Here is a 17,230-nt window from a genome sequence, read left to right as displayed (position 1 = left end):
GTTTTTAGTTAGATTTTAATACCCACTTTGCAATATCATCGATAATGGCTTTGGAGACATTAGATGGCTCAGCGTACTCTTGACCGATTGAAAGTCCATCATAGCTGGATAAAAGATGATTTACCTTTGGATAGCTATTGAACGTTACATTGGAATGACCTTGAAGCGACGATTTCCAGGTTTGGAATTGATCCATAGACACTTGCACATCATTTTCGCCTTGTATAACAAGCATAGGTGTATTTTGTGTTTTAGCCAGTTCCGCAGGCACATAATCTCTCTGCTCAAACCACCAATAAGCAGGTTGAAGTGGAAACGCCTCAGGAAGATGATCTACAGAGTATTTTGGATCTTTAACCATCGCAGTCACATTTTTATAAAAATCGGCTTGTCCTTGAATCATCTCCGTGTCTAAACCAAGCTGCTTCATCCGCTCTACCAATTCGTCCTGCTGCTCGGTAAGCACATCCACGAAGCTACTACTTGGTGCAGCAAGTAGAATACTTCCTGCAATATCATGTTGTTTATCCTCAGCAATGATTAATGGCATTGCAAACCCGCCTTGACTATGTCCAGCTACAAAAATCGCTGTAGAATCAATATGTGCATTCTTTTTAAGGAATTCCACTGCATCATTTACCTGATCTACGCTCTCTTGTTTTAATGTGAATTTAGGCTGTGAAGCCACCTTATAGGTATGCTCATACGTGACCTTATCGTATCTTAATACAGCAACTCCTTGTGAAGCTAAACCTACCGCAAGATCGCGAAACGGCTTTGCACCACCAATGGCAGCATCTTGATTGTTAGGCCCAGATCCGTGTACCAGAATGACAACCGGGAAAGGTCCCTCTCCCTTGGGCAAAGTTAATGTCCCTGGCAAAGCCAAATCACCCTGACCAACCGTAATGGCTTGTTCTGTATAGGCAGATGGGTCGTCGTAGCTTGGTTTTTGATACACATCTGGCGTAGCGGCGGCAATATGCAAATCATCCACAAGTCCGTTATGATTCATTCTGACCGTAATATTCAAACGAGTCAGCTCTGTTTTGAACGTATAGGTAACATTGCGATGCACTGTATTATTTTCTACATGCTTAGCTATGGCTTCACTTGTAATTTTGCCATTTTGTCCTTCTAAAGCTCCCCACAGCTGGCTCAACAACGTGGGTGACAACACTCCACTCACAGAGGTATGAACATACTTGGCAGCCTCCTTGCCATCGCCCTCACTAATAAGTGAAATGAATCTGTCCTCAGGTGCTGCCTTCAGCGTCTCGGAAAGAAATGCCCCATCCATATAGGTAGTTCCTTTCGTTAACTGAACAGGATTGTTTAAGGATATGGCTTGCCCATCCACCATCGCCTGTTTCTCTCCTACCTTAACTATAATCGTAAGCTCACTTTTTCGTATTGTGATTTCGCCTGTCTTTTGTTGCCAAGATACCTCTGCCCCATTCTTTTCTGCAATCTCACGAATAGGAACAAGATTTTCACTACCAGCAGATTTTTCAGCAGCTTCTGAGATGGATGTCACCGGAAGGATGAGACCTACGAAAGTAAGAGAAAGTAATAGCTTTTTCCAATTGTTCATTGTAATAATTCCTCCTAATCATTTTATCTATCATATGCATAGATCTATGAGCAGTTATTGGCTCAGAACTATACTTATAACAACAATAGCAATGATGAATAACAACAGGACCCAAGATAGTGGACGAGCGAAGTTAATCGTCCAACCTATTCCATAACGCTTTTCTATGGTTAAAGAAGGATCATTGGCATTGAAGTAAATAAACCCAAGCTTCCAATAATCATCGTCATTCACAGGCTGCTCCTTAGATCGTTCGTGATCCTTTTGTTGATTACGAATTTTCCCACCGCCTTGTCTGCCTGTGAGAGACAGCCATACAACACCTAATACGATCACCACAGGAGTGATGAGGCTAATAGCTGTTAACAAGACCAGATTAGGGACGAACATACTGATCTGAATGAAGGCAAATAAAATGGTAAGAAGTAAGCCTGTTACAATCGTAAATAGGGACCATTTACGGCGGAATTGAATATTCTCAGCAGCAAATTGGCCCGGATTAGACGTAGTAAGCTGTTGTTTGCTTGATTTAATACTCCAGTTCACCAACATCAGAAGTGCAATGATTCCTAGCTGTACAAGATTAATAGCCAGTACCGAGAGGTAGGTTTTAGGTACACTGGAAGTGACATGGCCCTGAAGATCATATTTTATGGGAATGGCGTTAGGGAGTGCCTTATAATTCAGGATCGTAATGATTGCAATAGCTACAATAATAGCCATGTGAACGAGAAACCAATAGTTGGAATAGGTGAGTTTATTTTGGCGGAAGGTGGTATCGATTTTAACTCTTTGAGGTGCTTCTACAGTTGTAAGTGTTCCTTTTATCTTTTTCATCTTGAAATGGAATAAGATGTGTAGTGCTGCCCAGTACACAATAAATATCATTGTACTAACACCGGTAATCATTGCGGTAGAATCTTCATTAGCAGATCGGAGAAAATACAGACAGATAAGTATAATCATCCCGTTTCCGATCAGACTTACGGTAGCAAACGTACTCCTTAGCTTACGTAAGGTGGGTGTGTAGTAATTATATTGACTTACCGTAACCCCAAAGCTAATGGTTTCCCTTGTCAGATATGGTGCAAAGGATAGAAGTAAGGCTAATGGGGCAAAGATTAAAATGATAGGTAATATATTAAATAGCTGCATACATAACACACTCCCTTGATTTTTTATTCTTTGTTGTGACCCATCTTTACATCGTAATACATTTGGTCTAACACCGCAGATAGTTCCTCTTTGGTCATTCCGCGACAGATCGCTTCTGCAATAATCGGTCTTAATTCTCTTTGCTGCTTTTTCAAAAAATCATCCGTTAAACCAGGCATTCCATCAGGGTTCACTACAACTCCCTTTTGTCTATGAATCAGAATGTATCCATCTTGCTTGAGTAGTGTATAAGCCTTGTTGACCGTATGAAGGTTAACACCAATATCTGCTGCCAAATTCCGAACCGAAGGCAACGCCTCACCTAGCTGTAACTCACCACTAGCAATGCCTTCAATAATTTGATAAACAAGTTGCGAATAGATGGGAAGTTCGGATTGCATATCCAGTTGAATAATCAAGGGTTCACCTTCTTTTTGTTATCTGTTATATATCAAGTATAACAGATATAACATGGGTGAACAATATGTATGGAAAAAAGCCACATATCAATGGCGAGGGTAAACTTACCTGACCCTTCACCATTGATATGCGGCTTATCCTGATGAGCTTATCGATGTGATTCAATAACAAACATTAGTAGTGGCACACATGATAGCGTTGTATTTCAACTTCCATTTAAGTTTCAGTCTTATCTTCAACAATCCGATAATGGATTTTGCGAACTATAATTTTCAGAATCATATATAGAGGAATTACGATGATCATACCCAAGATATTTCCCAGGTCAGCACCCACGAGCAAAAGGATAACGGTAGTCAGTGGATGAATATCGAGCTGCTTGCCATAGACGTAAGGTGAGATCAGGTTATCCTGGATTTGCTGTGCGATTACAATGATGACCAGTGACCAGATCGCCATCGAAGGTGATTCGATAAACGCAACAATGACAACCGGAATAGCTGCCAGCAAAGCACCCACATAAGGGATGAAGTTCAGAATAATGGATACAACCGTCAGCAGCATTGCGTAAGGCAAACCTAAAATGAGAAAACCGATGTACATCAAAATCCCCAGGGCTACATTAACAATAACCCGGCCAACAATATAGTTGCTTAGTGCTTCATCGATCTCATGGACGGTTTCTTCCCCATCCTTCCGATAATGTCTTGGCAGCAATAAAGTCAGATTCGTTCCAAACTTGCTGCCTTCCTTGAGCATGTAATACAACATGATCGGAAACGTTGCCAGGATAATAACCAGATTGGATACCACGGAGAATAACCCTGAGACATAATTGGTTACCTGTGTGATCCCTTGGCTCAGAACATCGGATAATCGTGAGAATAGATTGGAATCATCAGGCAGGTATCTGAACACAAAATTGCTCTTTTCAAGTGCATTCAACTGATCGCTGAGTGAAGTAACCAACGCTGGAGCATTCTCCACGAAATTCATCAATTGTTCACGCAGGGAAGGCCATACAAGCACACTAAAACCTGCAAGGATTAGTGCAATTACGACATAAATAATCAGAACTGACAATGCACGTTTGATCTTATGCCTTTCCATATAATCGACGAGGGGGCGCAGCAGATAATAGAAGAAACCAGCAATCAGCAGCGGAATGATGATGATATGAATCAGTGAGGTCAAGGGGCTGAAAATAAAGTTCACTTTTTCCCCCAGATACACGATGAGCAGCAGCAGAATAATCGCTGTGCATATGCGGTAGAACTTGTTATTTATCAAGAAACGTGATCCCTCCATGCGCTGCTCTGCCAAATTGACTGGAGCGTTCATATGTATATCTAGTCATTTATAAGTACCCTTAAATGACAGTCATGCCACAGGCGATGCTGAATATACACTTATTTTCTTTCCAAAACAAACATTGGAGCAAAAAAAAGAAGCAGGCGTTAGCCTGCCACATCTCTTTTGCTGAATACAACCCAGGAAATCACCATGAAAATAACGTAATACACCGCCAGAACTGCAATGGAGAAACCCAGTGTCATTCCTGCACTTGGGCCACCCATTAATGCAAAATCCGCCCCGGAGGTCATGTATTTGCTCAGATCCATGTTGTTGAATAGAACATACTTGGCCCACTCATAACGGACCGGATTGAATATGAGCGAGAAGATACTCTGTGAGAACATAATGAACAGGGATAATCCAATCGCAAGTGCACCTGAACGAAATACGGAGGACACCATAAACGCAATCGCAAGCGTAATGAACAGATCAACGTACAAATATCCCCATAACGTCAGAGCATTCGTAGCCGGACTACTGCTTCCTCCCGGAGCATCATGCGAGAAAAGGATATAAGACGTTAGCATGGCCATCGCGATGATCAGCAATGTACTGACAATACTGAAGCCAACAACGGTCAGATATTTGGAAGCAAGAACTTTGCTTCGTGACCATGGACGGATCAGCAATAGCTTGATGGTTCCCCAGGTAAATTCGCCCGCGACCGATTCCGCTGCAATCACGACACAGAAGATTGTGTTCAGGAAAAACGTAATCTGGATGGTCGTTACAGCCGCTTCCCAGTACAAAACTTCATTGGACCCCATGCCTTCTCGCAGTAACACTGGCATTAATAGCGAGATCAGCGCCAGAATCGATAACATGATCCAGGTACGGGGACGACGGAAAATTTTCATATTCTCATTCAATATCAGATTACCAAAACTACCCAATGCCTCCACCCCCAGTGACTTGCAAGAATTGTTCTTCCAGGGTGTGAGTCACGTTACGAATACCGTATACCTGAAACCCTTCACTAACCAGCTTGGCATTGATATCCGGAATCTGCTCACGAGACACCCGCATCACCAGGACATTGCCCTGCACGATAGCACCCTGAATCAGATCCGCAGCGCGGTCAGCATCATTCAGCTCAAAAGCAACTTCGATTAATGCATCCGAACCGGCTTCAGCCCGAAGGTTTCTTACATCGATCAACTTGCCGTTCTGGATGATGGCCACTGTATCACACATCAGCTCCATCTCCGACAATAAATGACTGGATACAAAGACCGTAATACCTTCCTCTTGGGTGAGCTGACGCAAATAATCTCTCAGTTCCCGTATACCCTGTGGGTCCAAACCATTGGTTGGCTCATCCAGTACAAGCAGCTTCGGTTTATGTAATATCGCTTGCGCGACCCCCAGACGCTGGCGCATGCCCAGTGAATAGGTTTTGACCTTATCATGAATACGAGCCGTAAGCCCTACACGCTCAATCGTTTCCGCAATACGTTCTTTCGTAACTCCCGGCGACATGCGGGCAAAGTGAACGAGATTCTGGTACCCGGTCAGAAACTTGTACATTTCCGGATTTTCTACAATAGCTCCTACCTGGGCTACCGCCTGTTCAAATTCATTCTTCACACTGTGTCCCGAGATGAAAATGTCACCTTTACTGATGGACATCAGTCCAACCATCATCCGAATCGTTGTTGTTTTCCCCGCGCCATTAGGTCCTAAAAAACCAAAAACCTGCCCCGGAGAAATATCCAGAGTCAGGTCGCTGACCAATGATCGGGAGGATATAATTTTGCTGACGCCCTGAATCCGGACGACCGGCTCCTGCTGCATTCAATCCCCTCCTTCATGGACGAGCACATCATTCATGCCCGTTTCTCATATGAACATAGTGTATCATAATCTTTAGTATATTGTCCCGCAAACTGGGATTTCCCCTGACGTTTCGCTTCAACTACACACGCTTCACAGCATCCAAGCGGCATTTCACTCCGGTAGAATCCGGTGCGAAATACGTGATTGCCTCCATTGCCCTCTTCCTTCATTTCGACAGAGCTTCTAGTGACCGACACAATCATCCCACAACTGACACAGTAAAAGCGGCCCGTTTCGATCAATGATATTCCTTCCCCTCACAAGGAGCTTAGAAGTCCTTGTTATTTGTCGTTAGACGCTGAAAATTGATACATTTTGTATCTATCTCGTAATTTACTTGACACCGGGACTAATGTCAAGGCTTCAAAGCCATAAAAACAAGCAAAATACAAAAAAAGCTCCATAAATGCGACAAAAGTCTCGCATTTATGGAGCCAGATGTTAGGTAAATGATACAATTCGGTTCAATGTATGGGTTAATATTATTTCTTGATCAGTCACTATTGTCGACCTGCGAGGTATCCTCATTTTTCTGATTTGGATAATACCAGAGTAAGGTCCACTCATCGCCATCCTCTACCAGATAACAGGTCTGCACAATATCGAATTGGCCAAAGGTACCTGAGTACTTCTGGGTGACCCGAATTCGGTAGGCTTCAGAAAATGGCTTAACGCCATCGATCACGGTTACATCGAACTCGCGCTCCGGCTTCTCCATCTCCAACTCAAACGTTTCCACGCCAAAGTGCTGCATAAATATATGTGCTCTGTTCTGTACGTAAGCACTCTTGGGAAACCGCTCTTTCATCAGGGGATGAAAAAGTTCCCATGAACTGCCGAAGTCACCCGTCTGCTCATATTTGTAGAACTCTTCGGCAACAGCAGCAGCTTCATCCGTTGTATCTGCCTGAAACAAATACGGAATGGTTCTGGCAATCAACCATAGCAATAATACAATGATCGTGATGAACCCGATCTTTTTGAGCAAAGCATTCCGGTTCCTTCTTCGCAGCATGTCCAGTCCTCCTTGTCCTACTCCATACTTATGATGGATGGCAGACAAGTAGAAGTTGAACGATACATCTAATTTCCTGGGAAATCACTCGCTGTGAATGGAAGTACGCTTTCCCTTTCTGATCCTTCGGATCATGGACTGAAGCCCTGCATATATGGCAATCCCACAGCAACCGCCGAGCAAATCCACTCCAACATCACGTATCGAGCTTGTCCTGTCCGGGCTGAACTGTTGAATATACTCATCAATGGAGGCTATAACAAACACCACAGCCAGAGCAGAAACGATACTGGTTACAAGGGATGTTCTTCTGTACCGCAGCCCGCCATAGACAAGCACGGCGAGCACAGCGTATACAAATAAATGCGCACTCTTGCGAAAGATGAACTCTGCAAAATCATACGGCCTCTGCTTCAGCGAATACTCATATTCCCCGTAAGTGAATTGCACATCAGGAAGTGTAAAACCGATGTGCAATTTTTGGGACCATTTATGAAGCCAAGGCTGAATGTCTTGCTGTTGAGAGGATTGCGTGGACATGGACCAAATGACCAGAATCCAGATCACAATCAACAGCAGAGCAATGAGAAATCCGTACGTTCTTCGTACATGCTTTTGTCTCGTGCGCCCGGAGTCCTCCTCCATCATTTTGATCTTCACCACTTTCATATCTCTCTCGTTATTCTATTGATCCAACATACATGCCTCTGCCATTTGTACCTACATATAGCTGACCATAGATTTGACGGTCTGCCGCCATAATTTGCGGTTCATTGCCCAGCCCGATTCCATTACCTAAAGGACCTATATTGTTCCAGGTTGCCCCCATATCATCTGAACGGAAGAATCCATTCACGTTATTTACGGTGCCATATACATAGACAGCTGGAACTAATTTACCCGGCTTCGCTTTTCCAAAGGCAAATAATTTGGAATTCTGCACACCCGGGATCTTGGAAAAGGTATTTCCAGAGTTCGTTGATGCATATAATCCATCGGTTCCCAGACTCACCCATACATTATTCGCCACGCCAGGTGCAGCCTCGACTTTAATGAAGCTTGTATTGATATCCGTATTAATAGGAAGGCGAACCGCATTGGCCTTGGACCAGTTGGCTCCTGCATCCGTAGACCGATACAGATAACCGGCAGCATACATATAAAATTTATATCCATTGATGCGATCCGCAGCCAGTGGATGATTATAGGCAAAGACCATATTCCCCCCGATGGCCTGAAATGGGGCACCATTCATATTTTGCCATGTTGCGCCACGATTCGTGCTTCTGACCGGATTACCGGTCTGGGGGTAATAAACAATTACATTCGGATTGATGGCCGAGTAGGCGACCCTCCCCAGTTTGGAGCCAGCCGGAACATTCATTGGAGTTACGGTAACCCCGTTATTGGAAGAGACAAATAAGCGTGTGGTGGTACCATACCAGTCACTGCTTCCCAGAAATATCATGTAATTCGGGTTTGCCTCATGATAGTCAATACTCACAATTTCTCGCATACCTGAGAGTGGGATTTTATTAATAGGAACATCGGTTACATTTTCATGTCTAAATCCGACCTGATCCGTTAAACCACTAAAGAATGAAACACCCTGAGGTGGTGTGGAGGCCGTGAGTGCGACGACTTCTTCATGTCCATCGGTGATAGCTTCCCAAGTACTCGCTGTACTGCCAGTCAATCCATTGGTACCATTAATATTTTCCGTCTTGTACACGCCAAACCAGTCTGTAGCGTATACGGTGCCCGGATTATGCGGATCAAATTTGATACTGGATGTTGCTGAGAAAAACATGTTGGGTGTCCACCATGACGGTTTGGATACCAACGTTTTGCTCACTGTTGTCCAACTCAGCCCGCCATTAACGGAACGATACAGCGGAAGATTATCTCCGCCTGTTCGAACGGCTGCCAGGATGTGATTATCATTATTCGGATCAATCGTGATTCCATAATAAGATGAGTAACTGGAGCTGGGTGTTATATTCGTCCACTGCACACCATTGAACTTGTATACGCCCTGATTATCCGTGGTCACATACAACGTCCCGTTCTTTGCCACAGTCATACGTGCAGGATATTCGGGGCTTCTCCCGGTAAGTTGCCAGGTGGTCTGCCCATTGCTTCTTGGTGCTTTGCTATACACACCAATGCCGCGAACCCCCGCATACACAACTTGACCTTGCTTCGTCACGGGATTCAATCCATATGCTACACTCCGAATCCCCTCACCGGACAGCCCGCTAGGTACATCCCATACCTTGCTCCACGTGGATGCACCATCACTGGAAGTATACAATCCATCATATCGTGTACCCACGTGCAGGTAATTGGAGTTCGTGGGATTAACCGCGATGCTCTCTCCCATGGCTCGATGGATATTTCCATTCGATTCATTCCGAAGATTAAGTCCGGTTCGAATCCAGGTTTCTCCCCGGTCTGTGGATTTCAGAATATCACTTGGCCCCACGTTCCCGTACTTCCCAGCAGCGATATACACAACGTTGGGATTTTGCTGATCCAGCGCAATTCCATCCACGCCGTACAGATTACTGTCCTCATCTCCAAAATGATCCAGTAGTGGAATCCAATCTCCTGAAGTTACATCCAGTCGGTAAGCTCCTCCAACATCAGTTCGAGCGTAAACCAGATCAGGCTCAGTCGGATGAATGACCACCCCCGTAACGTACCCCCCACCACCAATAGGTATATTATTCCACTGATAGTTTTGAGCTGATTGAACATAATTTGTACTTGCCGGTATCATGAGCATATACATGAGTAGCACAATCAGGGACAATTTCATTAGTCTGGAGATACGCATCTGGTTCACCGCCCTATCCGATCATTTTGAATGTTCTTCAATCATCTGATGTATCCTGTCTCGTTCCGACTGTTCCACGATATAGTAGTACACTCCGTCTATTTTCTTGCCCGTGCCTTTAATCTCAACGGATTCAATATGATCCAGTACCGAACGATAATTGGAGAACATCTGCTTCATCTCATCAAAGGTAACGTCGGTTCTGACGTGAGCACTGACTTCGTCCAGCAACGTCTCCAGTTGCAACACGTTGGATACCTGGACCGTATTCTTCAGCACTTGTTTGATGATCTCCCGCTGACGGTCATTCCGCCCGAGATCCCCCTTCGGATCATCATAACGCATCCGCGAAAATCCCAAAGCCGCTTCACCATCCAGATGAATCTTCCCTTGCTCGAACCGGTAACCCTCATAGTCAAATGCAAACGGGTTATTCACATTCACTCCACCCACCATGTCGATGACTTGTGCAAAGCCCTCCATATTCACTTTCATGTAGTAATGTATGGGAACGTCAAGCAATTGTTCCACCGTTTGCACAGACATGTTAACGCCCCCAAAAGCGTATGCATGGTTGATCTTATCCTCCGTGCCGTGTCCAACAATATTTGTTCTGGTATCTCGGGGGATGTTAAACATAAGAGCGGATTGCTTCGCAGGATTAACACTTAATACAATCATGGTGTCGGAGCGCCCCCGATCATTGGAACGTTCATCCACACCCAGGATCAAAGCATTAAAAGGTTCTTCATTCTCCATGTCCACAGGGAAATCTCCCCCACCGCGCTGGTCGACAATAGATACCTGCTTGATGGGTTCCCGGGGTTCATACATTTGATCCGCCGCTGATTTGACATGCGAATACAGGTACACAGAATATCCAATCATAACAACTGCAACAAGGGAAATGGCACCTAATGTTATTTTGATCCCGCGTCTCATGTTATGGCCTCCGTTAGATGACTGCCGTTTTTCTACCATCGATATTGGTTAGACCTGGACGACCAACGGAGTAGTATTGAAAGGACGTATCTTTAATCTGATCTTCTCCGTAGATGTTTCTTCCATCAATCAGGATGGGTTGGTTCATATGCGCTGCCAAATCAGTCAGATTAACCTCCATGAACTCTTTCCATTCCGTCAGAACACAGAGTGCATCAGCACCTTCCGCCGCTTTCATGGCACGCTCTTCCCACGTAATGGATGGGGAATCCACCTCTTTGCGGAAGTTCTCGGTAGCGATGGGGTCATATGCCCGAATCACTGCTCCCTGCTCAAGCAAACGTTGAATGATCTCAATCGCCGGAGCATCCCGAACGTCATCGGTATCCGGTTTGAAAGCAAGCCCCCAGATGGCAATCTCCTTCCCTTCGAGTGAGCCCAGTGCGTCTTCCAGTTTACGAATGACGTTGAAGCGTTGATCTTTGTTCACTTCCACCACGGACTTCAGCAGTTTGAAGTCATAATCCACATTACCTGCAATTTGAATCAGAGCCTGTGTATCCTTAGGGAAACAGGAACCTCCGTAACCAATGCCTGCCTTGAGAAAGGAGGCACCGATTCGTCTGTCATAGCCCATGCCTTCGGCAACACGGCTGACATCTGCTCCTACTTTTTCACAGATGTTAGAGATTTCGTTGATAAATGAGATTTTGGTTGCCAGGAAAGCGTTGGATGCATATTTAATCATTTCGGCCGAACGAATATCTGTAACAATAATCTGATCGGTTAATGGCTGATGCAGCTCTTTCAGTGTGGCAACCGCCCGTTCGCTATGTGTCCCAATGACTATCCGGTCAGGATAGAGTGTATCCTGGACAGCGGTACCTTCTCGCAGGAACTCCGGTACCGATGCCATGTCGAATGGGTGATTCGTCAAACTGCTGATCCATTCCTGAATACGATCATTGGTTCCGACAGGAACAGTGCTTTTAGTCATTATTATTTTATAATTATCCATATAAGAACCTATTTCTCGCGCGACAAGCTCAATAAAGCTCAGATTTGCTTCGCCATTAGGCAGGGATGGCGTACCCACCGCGATGATAATAATATCCGAACGACTGATAGCATCCTGAATGTTGGTGGTGAAGGACAGCCTTCCTGCTTTCATATTGGCATTCATGATATCCTTCAGACCCGGTTCATAGATCGGAACATGACCGTCCATTAACATATTCACTTTTTCCACATTGTTGTCGACACAGATCACGTTATTTCCCAGTTCCGAAAAACATACGCCTGATACCAAACCCACATACCCTGTGCCAATCACCGTAATATTCATTCCATAATCTCCCCCATGTTCTAATGTGTTGGTTACGCGTGCTTCACATATGTCTGAACAATGTCCTGCCATTCGGTAGACACTCTAACGATATCTTCCTCAATCAGCTGACTGCCGATCTGTACCTCAATGATCTCCAGTTCCGTAACGGCTCTGACGGAATGAAGCATACTCCGGTCAATGATCACCGTATCTCCTTGCCCGATCATTCGGCTCTGCCCATTCAGAATCAATTCCCCAGTTCCCGATACAACCGTCCATACCTCATTGCGAAGCAAATGGTATTGATAACTCAGGTTTTTCCCGGCACTGATGCAGATTCGTTTGGTGAGAACCTCACCGCCAGCTTCGTTTCTTGTGTAATCCAGAACCCGGTAGCAACCCCACCTGCGCTCCTCATACATGGGGCGTTGATCCTCGTTCTTTAAGATTTCCTTGATCCGTGGGCTGGCTTCTTTGTCACTGACCAGAATGCCATCCGGACTCACGGCGACCACCACATCCGACAATCCCAATATGGCAACCGGAATGTTCAATTCATTGACCAGGTGGGTATTCAAAGAATCTCCCGTAATCCACCCTTTTCCTACAACCGAGCTTCCCATCTCTTCCGTGAGTGTGTTCCACGTGCCTAGATCTTTCCAGAAGCCGTTATACGGAATAGCGATAATCTGATTTGCCTTCTCGACAACCTGGTAATCAAAACTGATCTTGTTCAATCTTCCGTATTGCTTCAGCATTTCGTCATACTGGATTGGCAGTTCCATCTCAATGAGCAGATTAATCAAATAACCCAGCTTAAAAGCAAAAACCCCGCAATTCCATAATGCGGCCTGCTCAATCATGAGGACCGCATCGGATTCGCAGGGTTTCTCCTGGAACTTCGCTACATTCACGTATTCATTGTTATTGTCACTGGAAGATAGGGATTGCGGAATGATGTATCCGTACTTCTCTGACGGGTACGTCGGCACAACTCCCATCAAGGCCAGATCAGCACCAGACTTATCAAGCATCTCCGGTAAGGTTGCCAGCACCTCGAAGAATTCTTTTTCAACAAAGGGATCTACAGGCAACACTGCAATCGTCTCATTCAGACTCACACTCTCTACGGAATACAGATAGGAGGCAGCGAGTGCAATCGCAGGAAACGTATCTCTGCGCTCAGGCTCCACAACCAGTCTCACATCATCTCCCAGCTGAGAAGTCAGAATCTCCACCTGTGGCAAACTGGTCGCGATCAGCGCTTCTGATGCAAGTCCCGCATGATTCAGCTGTCGCCATACCCGCTGTACCATGGATTCCGGACTTCCCTCTGGCCCATGAAGAACTTTAAGAAATTGCTTGGATCTGGAATCGTTGGATAACGGCCACAGACGCTTGCCAGAACCACCAGATAACAGAATACTTCTCATAGGGCTGCACCATCCGACAGCACAACCGTACTTGCTCCCTTACCAGTCTCGGTTGGCTTGTTATATGTGCTGGTCTGATTGGACTCCAGTCTGCCTGCCGGATTACTCTTGGTCCAAGCTGCATAATAATTCGAGTTCTTGCCGTATGAATTATCCAGCAGGATGTTCGGTTGATCCAGGAGACAGGCCAGAATATGTCCATGCAGACGGGATGTCGTAATGGTCTGGTATTGATTGAATTCCTTAATGGCCGTATGTACCATCCGATCAGAGTATTTGTACCACAACCAGCGGGCGAAAGAGCTGCCTTTCCCTGACTTTAACCGGGACGTAATCATGCGAATGATCTTCCGGTCTACCCGGTTGTACAATGTCTCCCAGTCTTTAAACGTGGCCTTGGGTCCACTGACGGATTCGTAATGCACCTGATTCTGAGTTTTCTCAATGTCTTTCCGGAAGAAATACAACATCTCTGCGGTAGGCTTGCTCTTGGACTTAAGAGGCCACAACTGATGCGCCATATCCGGGGATAGATACACATTGGTTTGTTGAAATTCTTTACTGGCTATCTCATAAGATAAGGTATCCCGGACAAAAAAGTGCACATCCTTATGACGATTGAATACTTGGGCTGTCTTTTTCAATTCAATATCACTCTTGTAAAACATCGTCTGTGGCAGAATGACAATCCGGTGATTCGGATGCTGGGCGATCATGCGCTCTCTCAATTTCTGATGGGCAGGGTACAGATCACCAAAGTTACCTCCCCCGTGCAACACAATCGTGATACCTTCCGGTACCTTGAGGGACAAAGGGCAATCCAGAATGCTGTATCTGGCACGTACATGAATATCATTGTCCCGGAAGAAAGCCTCAGTACCTTTCATAATCAACAAGTCGCCACCATTGCTATGCACCGGGTAATCCAAATAATAGATTTCGGTACGCGGTGGAATGACCTTCAAAATCTGACGTAAATGTCCCTTCAACTCTTCCATTGGATGAATATTGTTAGTGCCCAGCATCTCCATCTCCTCCTTGGGTGACTCTTCTTCTTTTTTTGTTTAACCGTTCATAGAGAAACGGTATATCTTCCTTGTCATAGAACATGGCGGCAAACTTCACCTTAAATACAATCTTCATCGCAGCCACAGTAACCACCATTCGTACAATGGACCCGATCAATAAGGCAATTGCAATTCCGTTGAGCCCCCACAGCGGAGTGAATACAAAGAACAAAGCCACCGTCACCGAGAGTGCAATAAGTTGTCTGATCATCACAAGTCCTGGCCGACCCAGTGCATTAAATGCAGATGCTAGAATCCAGGAGCCACCACCAATGATGCATTCCACAGCCAAAATATAAAACGCAACGCTCGCTTCCAAAAATTCGGAGCCAAACAGAAGACCCATCAGGTAGTTCCCCACAAACATGGTGGGTATTACAATGATCATCATGACCATGAGCGAGATGCGGAAGGCTCTGCCAACTGTTCGAATAATCTGCTCTTGGGGCAATCCGGTCACTTTTGGGAAAACAACATTGCTGATTGCCGTTTGAACGGCATTGTAGATTCGGGATAACGCAAATACGACGGAATACAGTCCAAAATCACGCGGGGTGAGCAAAGCCAAAATAATGATTTTATCAAACTGGGTATACAATGTTCCTAGTAATTCAACACCATACACCCTGCTGCCATAACCAAAAAGTTTCTTGGCCGAACTCTGGTCCACCCGATCCTTGAACCATCTCAGTCTCAATTCATCACGGTTCGCATAGATAGCCCACGCCACCACGGAGAAGCTGGTTACAAAATAGATCGCAGCCGCGAGCTGAATGCTCAGCATCCCCAGGCCCCATAACACAAAAAGCCCGCCTACATTAAACAGGGGGATCATTAACCGGATACCATTATATACAGCGAATTTCTCCCGACTCTGCGAGAGCGCTGATATGAGATTGATGACAATAAGTACAGGAACGGTAGCAATCGTATACCATCTGGATATCTGCACGACCTCCGGCGGAAAGCTGGAGAGCCAGAAAGGTAATCCAAACCAGGCCACAATACCAATAATGATGCACACCGGAACTTGAAAAAGAAAACTTAACCGAACATACTGCGCACTCTTCTCGGTTGCGCTCTGTTTGATGTTATAAATGATGGATGTCGGTAGTCCGAAACCGACCAATCCGGTTAGTAGCGCCGGCCAGAACAAGATGGCCGAGAATGCGCCCTTTCCCTCTACACCGAACATGCGTGACGTCAAAATGGAAGACAGCATCGTCAGTGTCATGACCAGCAGATTGGTTCCACTTGTCTGAAATATGGCACTCATTAAGCCGTTTCCTCTGAATACTTTGCGAAGTGCAACTTGCGCCATAGCGATCCTCATCCCTTACTGTTTTGACGAAGCGACCCAACAATCATGCCGTTTCGGTAACATACTTTGGCAAGCTGACGTGTGAACCGATCTGCATTATAAATGTAGATCAGTGAGGTTGTGATCCCCTGTGCAAGCTTAATCCCATGTTTGGCCGTACGCACAACACCACGATCCTGATCACGAATGGCATCACTCACACCCTGCCAATAGATTCGGCGCAGAAACCAGTTCTTTGTCGTTCGCTCTTTGGCTACTTTATGTTGTACCGCGCCATACGGCGTGTAATATACCTTGAACTTTGTCCGTATTCTTGCAATCAACTCACTCTCTTCACTGGAGAGGAGATTGTTACCCACTCTTCCAAGATCTTCACGGAAGGGAGCCAGTTGATCAAAGACGGATAAACGAAAGGCCACATTTGCGCCAAATGGAATATAAGGATTTTTCATTTCAGTGACTTCATCTGCAAAATCCAGAATGGTGAACAGCGACCTGTTTTCCGGTGGAATCCACATTGGCTCAGGCACTTCCCAGATCGGGTCAATCTTGCCACCGACACAACCGATATTTTCATTCATCTCAAACACGCTAACGATCTGGCGAATCCAGTCCCTGCAAGCAAAGGCATCATCGTCAAGAAACAGGATATACTCGCCGCGCGCCTCGTGAATGGCCCGGTTACGGGCTACAGACAAGCCTTGCTTTTCTTCCAACACATAACGGATCGAATGGTTCTCATGCTGCAAGATGGTTTGGAGCACGATTTCCCGGGTGTTGTCTTTCGAATTGTTATCAATGAGTATGATCTCATAGTCGCTGCTTGCGTAATTCTGTTGTATTGCACTTCGTATGGCCTCTACCGCATCATGTGCACGGTTATACGTACAGATCGCGACGGTTACCTTCATCATTTCATCCCCAT

Annotated in this window: 16 protein-coding genes; all 16 read right to left on the bottom strand. The window is 45.4% G+C overall.

What is annotated here, in order from left to right; all coding sequences use genetic code 11:
* Window positions 1-4 precede the first annotated feature (4 nt).
* Complete coding sequence (locus tag MKZ13_RS06495) at window positions 5-1,594, bottom strand: stalk domain-containing protein (protein ID WP_339182708.1); 1,590 nt, start codon at window positions 1,592-1,594, stop codon at window positions 5-7.
* A 54-nt stretch (window positions 1,595-1,648) separates the two neighbouring features.
* Window positions 1,649-2,482 (bottom strand): DUF5808 domain-containing protein, encoded by an 834-nt coding sequence (locus MKZ13_RS06490; protein ID WP_339182706.1) that lies wholly within the window; start codon window positions 2,480-2,482, stop codon window positions 1,649-1,651.
* A 290-nt stretch (window positions 2,483-2,772) separates the two neighbouring features.
* Window positions 2,773-3,168 (bottom strand): GntR family transcriptional regulator, encoded by a 396-nt coding sequence (locus tag MKZ13_RS06485; RefSeq protein WP_339182704.1) that lies wholly within the window; start codon window positions 3,166-3,168, stop codon window positions 2,773-2,775.
* Between the two features lie 217 nt (window positions 3,169-3,385).
* On the bottom strand, window positions 3,386-4,459 hold the full coding sequence (locus MKZ13_RS06480; RefSeq protein ID WP_339182703.1) for an AI-2E family transporter: 1,074 nt from the start codon (window positions 4,457-4,459) through the stop codon (window positions 3,386-3,388).
* Between the two features lie 167 nt (window positions 4,460-4,626).
* On the bottom strand, window positions 4,627-5,418 hold the full coding sequence (locus tag MKZ13_RS06475; RefSeq protein ID WP_036668933.1) for a DUF2705 family protein: 792 nt from the start codon (window positions 5,416-5,418) through the stop codon (window positions 4,627-4,629).
* The gene (locus MKZ13_RS06470; protein ID WP_221819126.1) at window positions 5,411-6,319 is read right to left on the bottom strand and encodes an ABC transporter ATP-binding protein; all 909 of its coding nucleotides are present in this window, start codon (window positions 6,317-6,319) and stop codon (window positions 5,411-5,413) included. Before MKZ13_RS06470 ends, MKZ13_RS06475 begins: the two co-directional genes overlap by 8 nt.
* 32 nt (window positions 6,320-6,351) lie before the next feature.
* On the bottom strand, window positions 6,352-6,531 hold the full coding sequence (locus MKZ13_RS06465; protein WP_036611302.1) for a hypothetical protein: 180 nt from the start codon (window positions 6,529-6,531) through the stop codon (window positions 6,352-6,354).
* 323 nt (window positions 6,532-6,854) lie between these two features.
* Window positions 6,855-7,376 (bottom strand): hypothetical protein, encoded by a 522-nt coding sequence (locus tag MKZ13_RS06460; protein ID WP_221819125.1) that lies wholly within the window; start codon window positions 7,374-7,376, stop codon window positions 6,855-6,857.
* An 84-nt stretch (window positions 7,377-7,460) separates the two neighbouring features.
* Window positions 7,461-8,045, bottom strand: a complete 585-nt coding sequence (locus tag MKZ13_RS06455; RefSeq protein ID WP_076209617.1) for a VanZ family protein — start codon at window positions 8,043-8,045, stop codon at window positions 7,461-7,463.
* A gap of 10 nt (window positions 8,046-8,055) precedes the next feature.
* Window positions 8,056-10,215 (bottom strand): hypothetical protein, encoded by a 2,160-nt coding sequence (locus MKZ13_RS06450; protein ID WP_339182699.1) that lies wholly within the window; start codon window positions 10,213-10,215, stop codon window positions 8,056-8,058.
* Between the two features lie 21 nt (window positions 10,216-10,236).
* Complete coding sequence (locus MKZ13_RS06445; RefSeq protein ID WP_221819122.1) at window positions 10,237-11,157, bottom strand: LCP family protein; 921 nt, start codon at window positions 11,155-11,157, stop codon at window positions 10,237-10,239.
* 13 nt (window positions 11,158-11,170) lie between these two features.
* Entirely contained in the window at window positions 11,171-12,502 is a 1,332-nt protein-coding gene (locus MKZ13_RS06440) for a UDP-glucose/GDP-mannose dehydrogenase family protein (RefSeq protein ID WP_047841972.1), read from the bottom strand.
* 32 nt (window positions 12,503-12,534) lie between these two features.
* Window positions 12,535-13,917, bottom strand: a complete 1,383-nt coding sequence (locus tag MKZ13_RS06435; protein ID WP_221819121.1) for a sugar phosphate nucleotidyltransferase — start codon at window positions 13,915-13,917, stop codon at window positions 12,535-12,537.
* On the bottom strand, window positions 13,914-14,942 hold the full coding sequence (locus tag MKZ13_RS06430) for a polysaccharide pyruvyl transferase family protein (protein WP_036668919.1): 1,029 nt from the start codon (window positions 14,940-14,942) through the stop codon (window positions 13,914-13,916). Before MKZ13_RS06430 ends, MKZ13_RS06435 begins: the two co-directional genes overlap by 4 nt.
* Window positions 14,929-16,305, bottom strand: a complete 1,377-nt coding sequence (locus tag MKZ13_RS06425; RefSeq protein WP_221819120.1) for an oligosaccharide flippase family protein — start codon at window positions 16,303-16,305, stop codon at window positions 14,929-14,931. The genes MKZ13_RS06430 and MKZ13_RS06425 overlap by 14 nt, the downstream gene beginning before the upstream one ends.
* Before the next feature lie 8 nt (window positions 16,306-16,313).
* On the bottom strand, window positions 16,314-17,219 hold the full coding sequence (locus MKZ13_RS06420) for a glycosyltransferase (protein ID WP_339182694.1): 906 nt from the start codon (window positions 17,217-17,219) through the stop codon (window positions 16,314-16,316).
* Window positions 17,220-17,230: the final 11 nt, after the last annotated feature.

The organism is Paenibacillus sp. FSL R5-0701, assembly GCF_037973995.1.
Classification (GTDB): domain Bacteria; phylum Bacillota; class Bacilli; order Paenibacillales; family Paenibacillaceae; genus Paenibacillus.
Note: the sequence above shows the minus strand (reverse complement) of the source record. Positions and strands in the feature narration are given on the sequence as shown.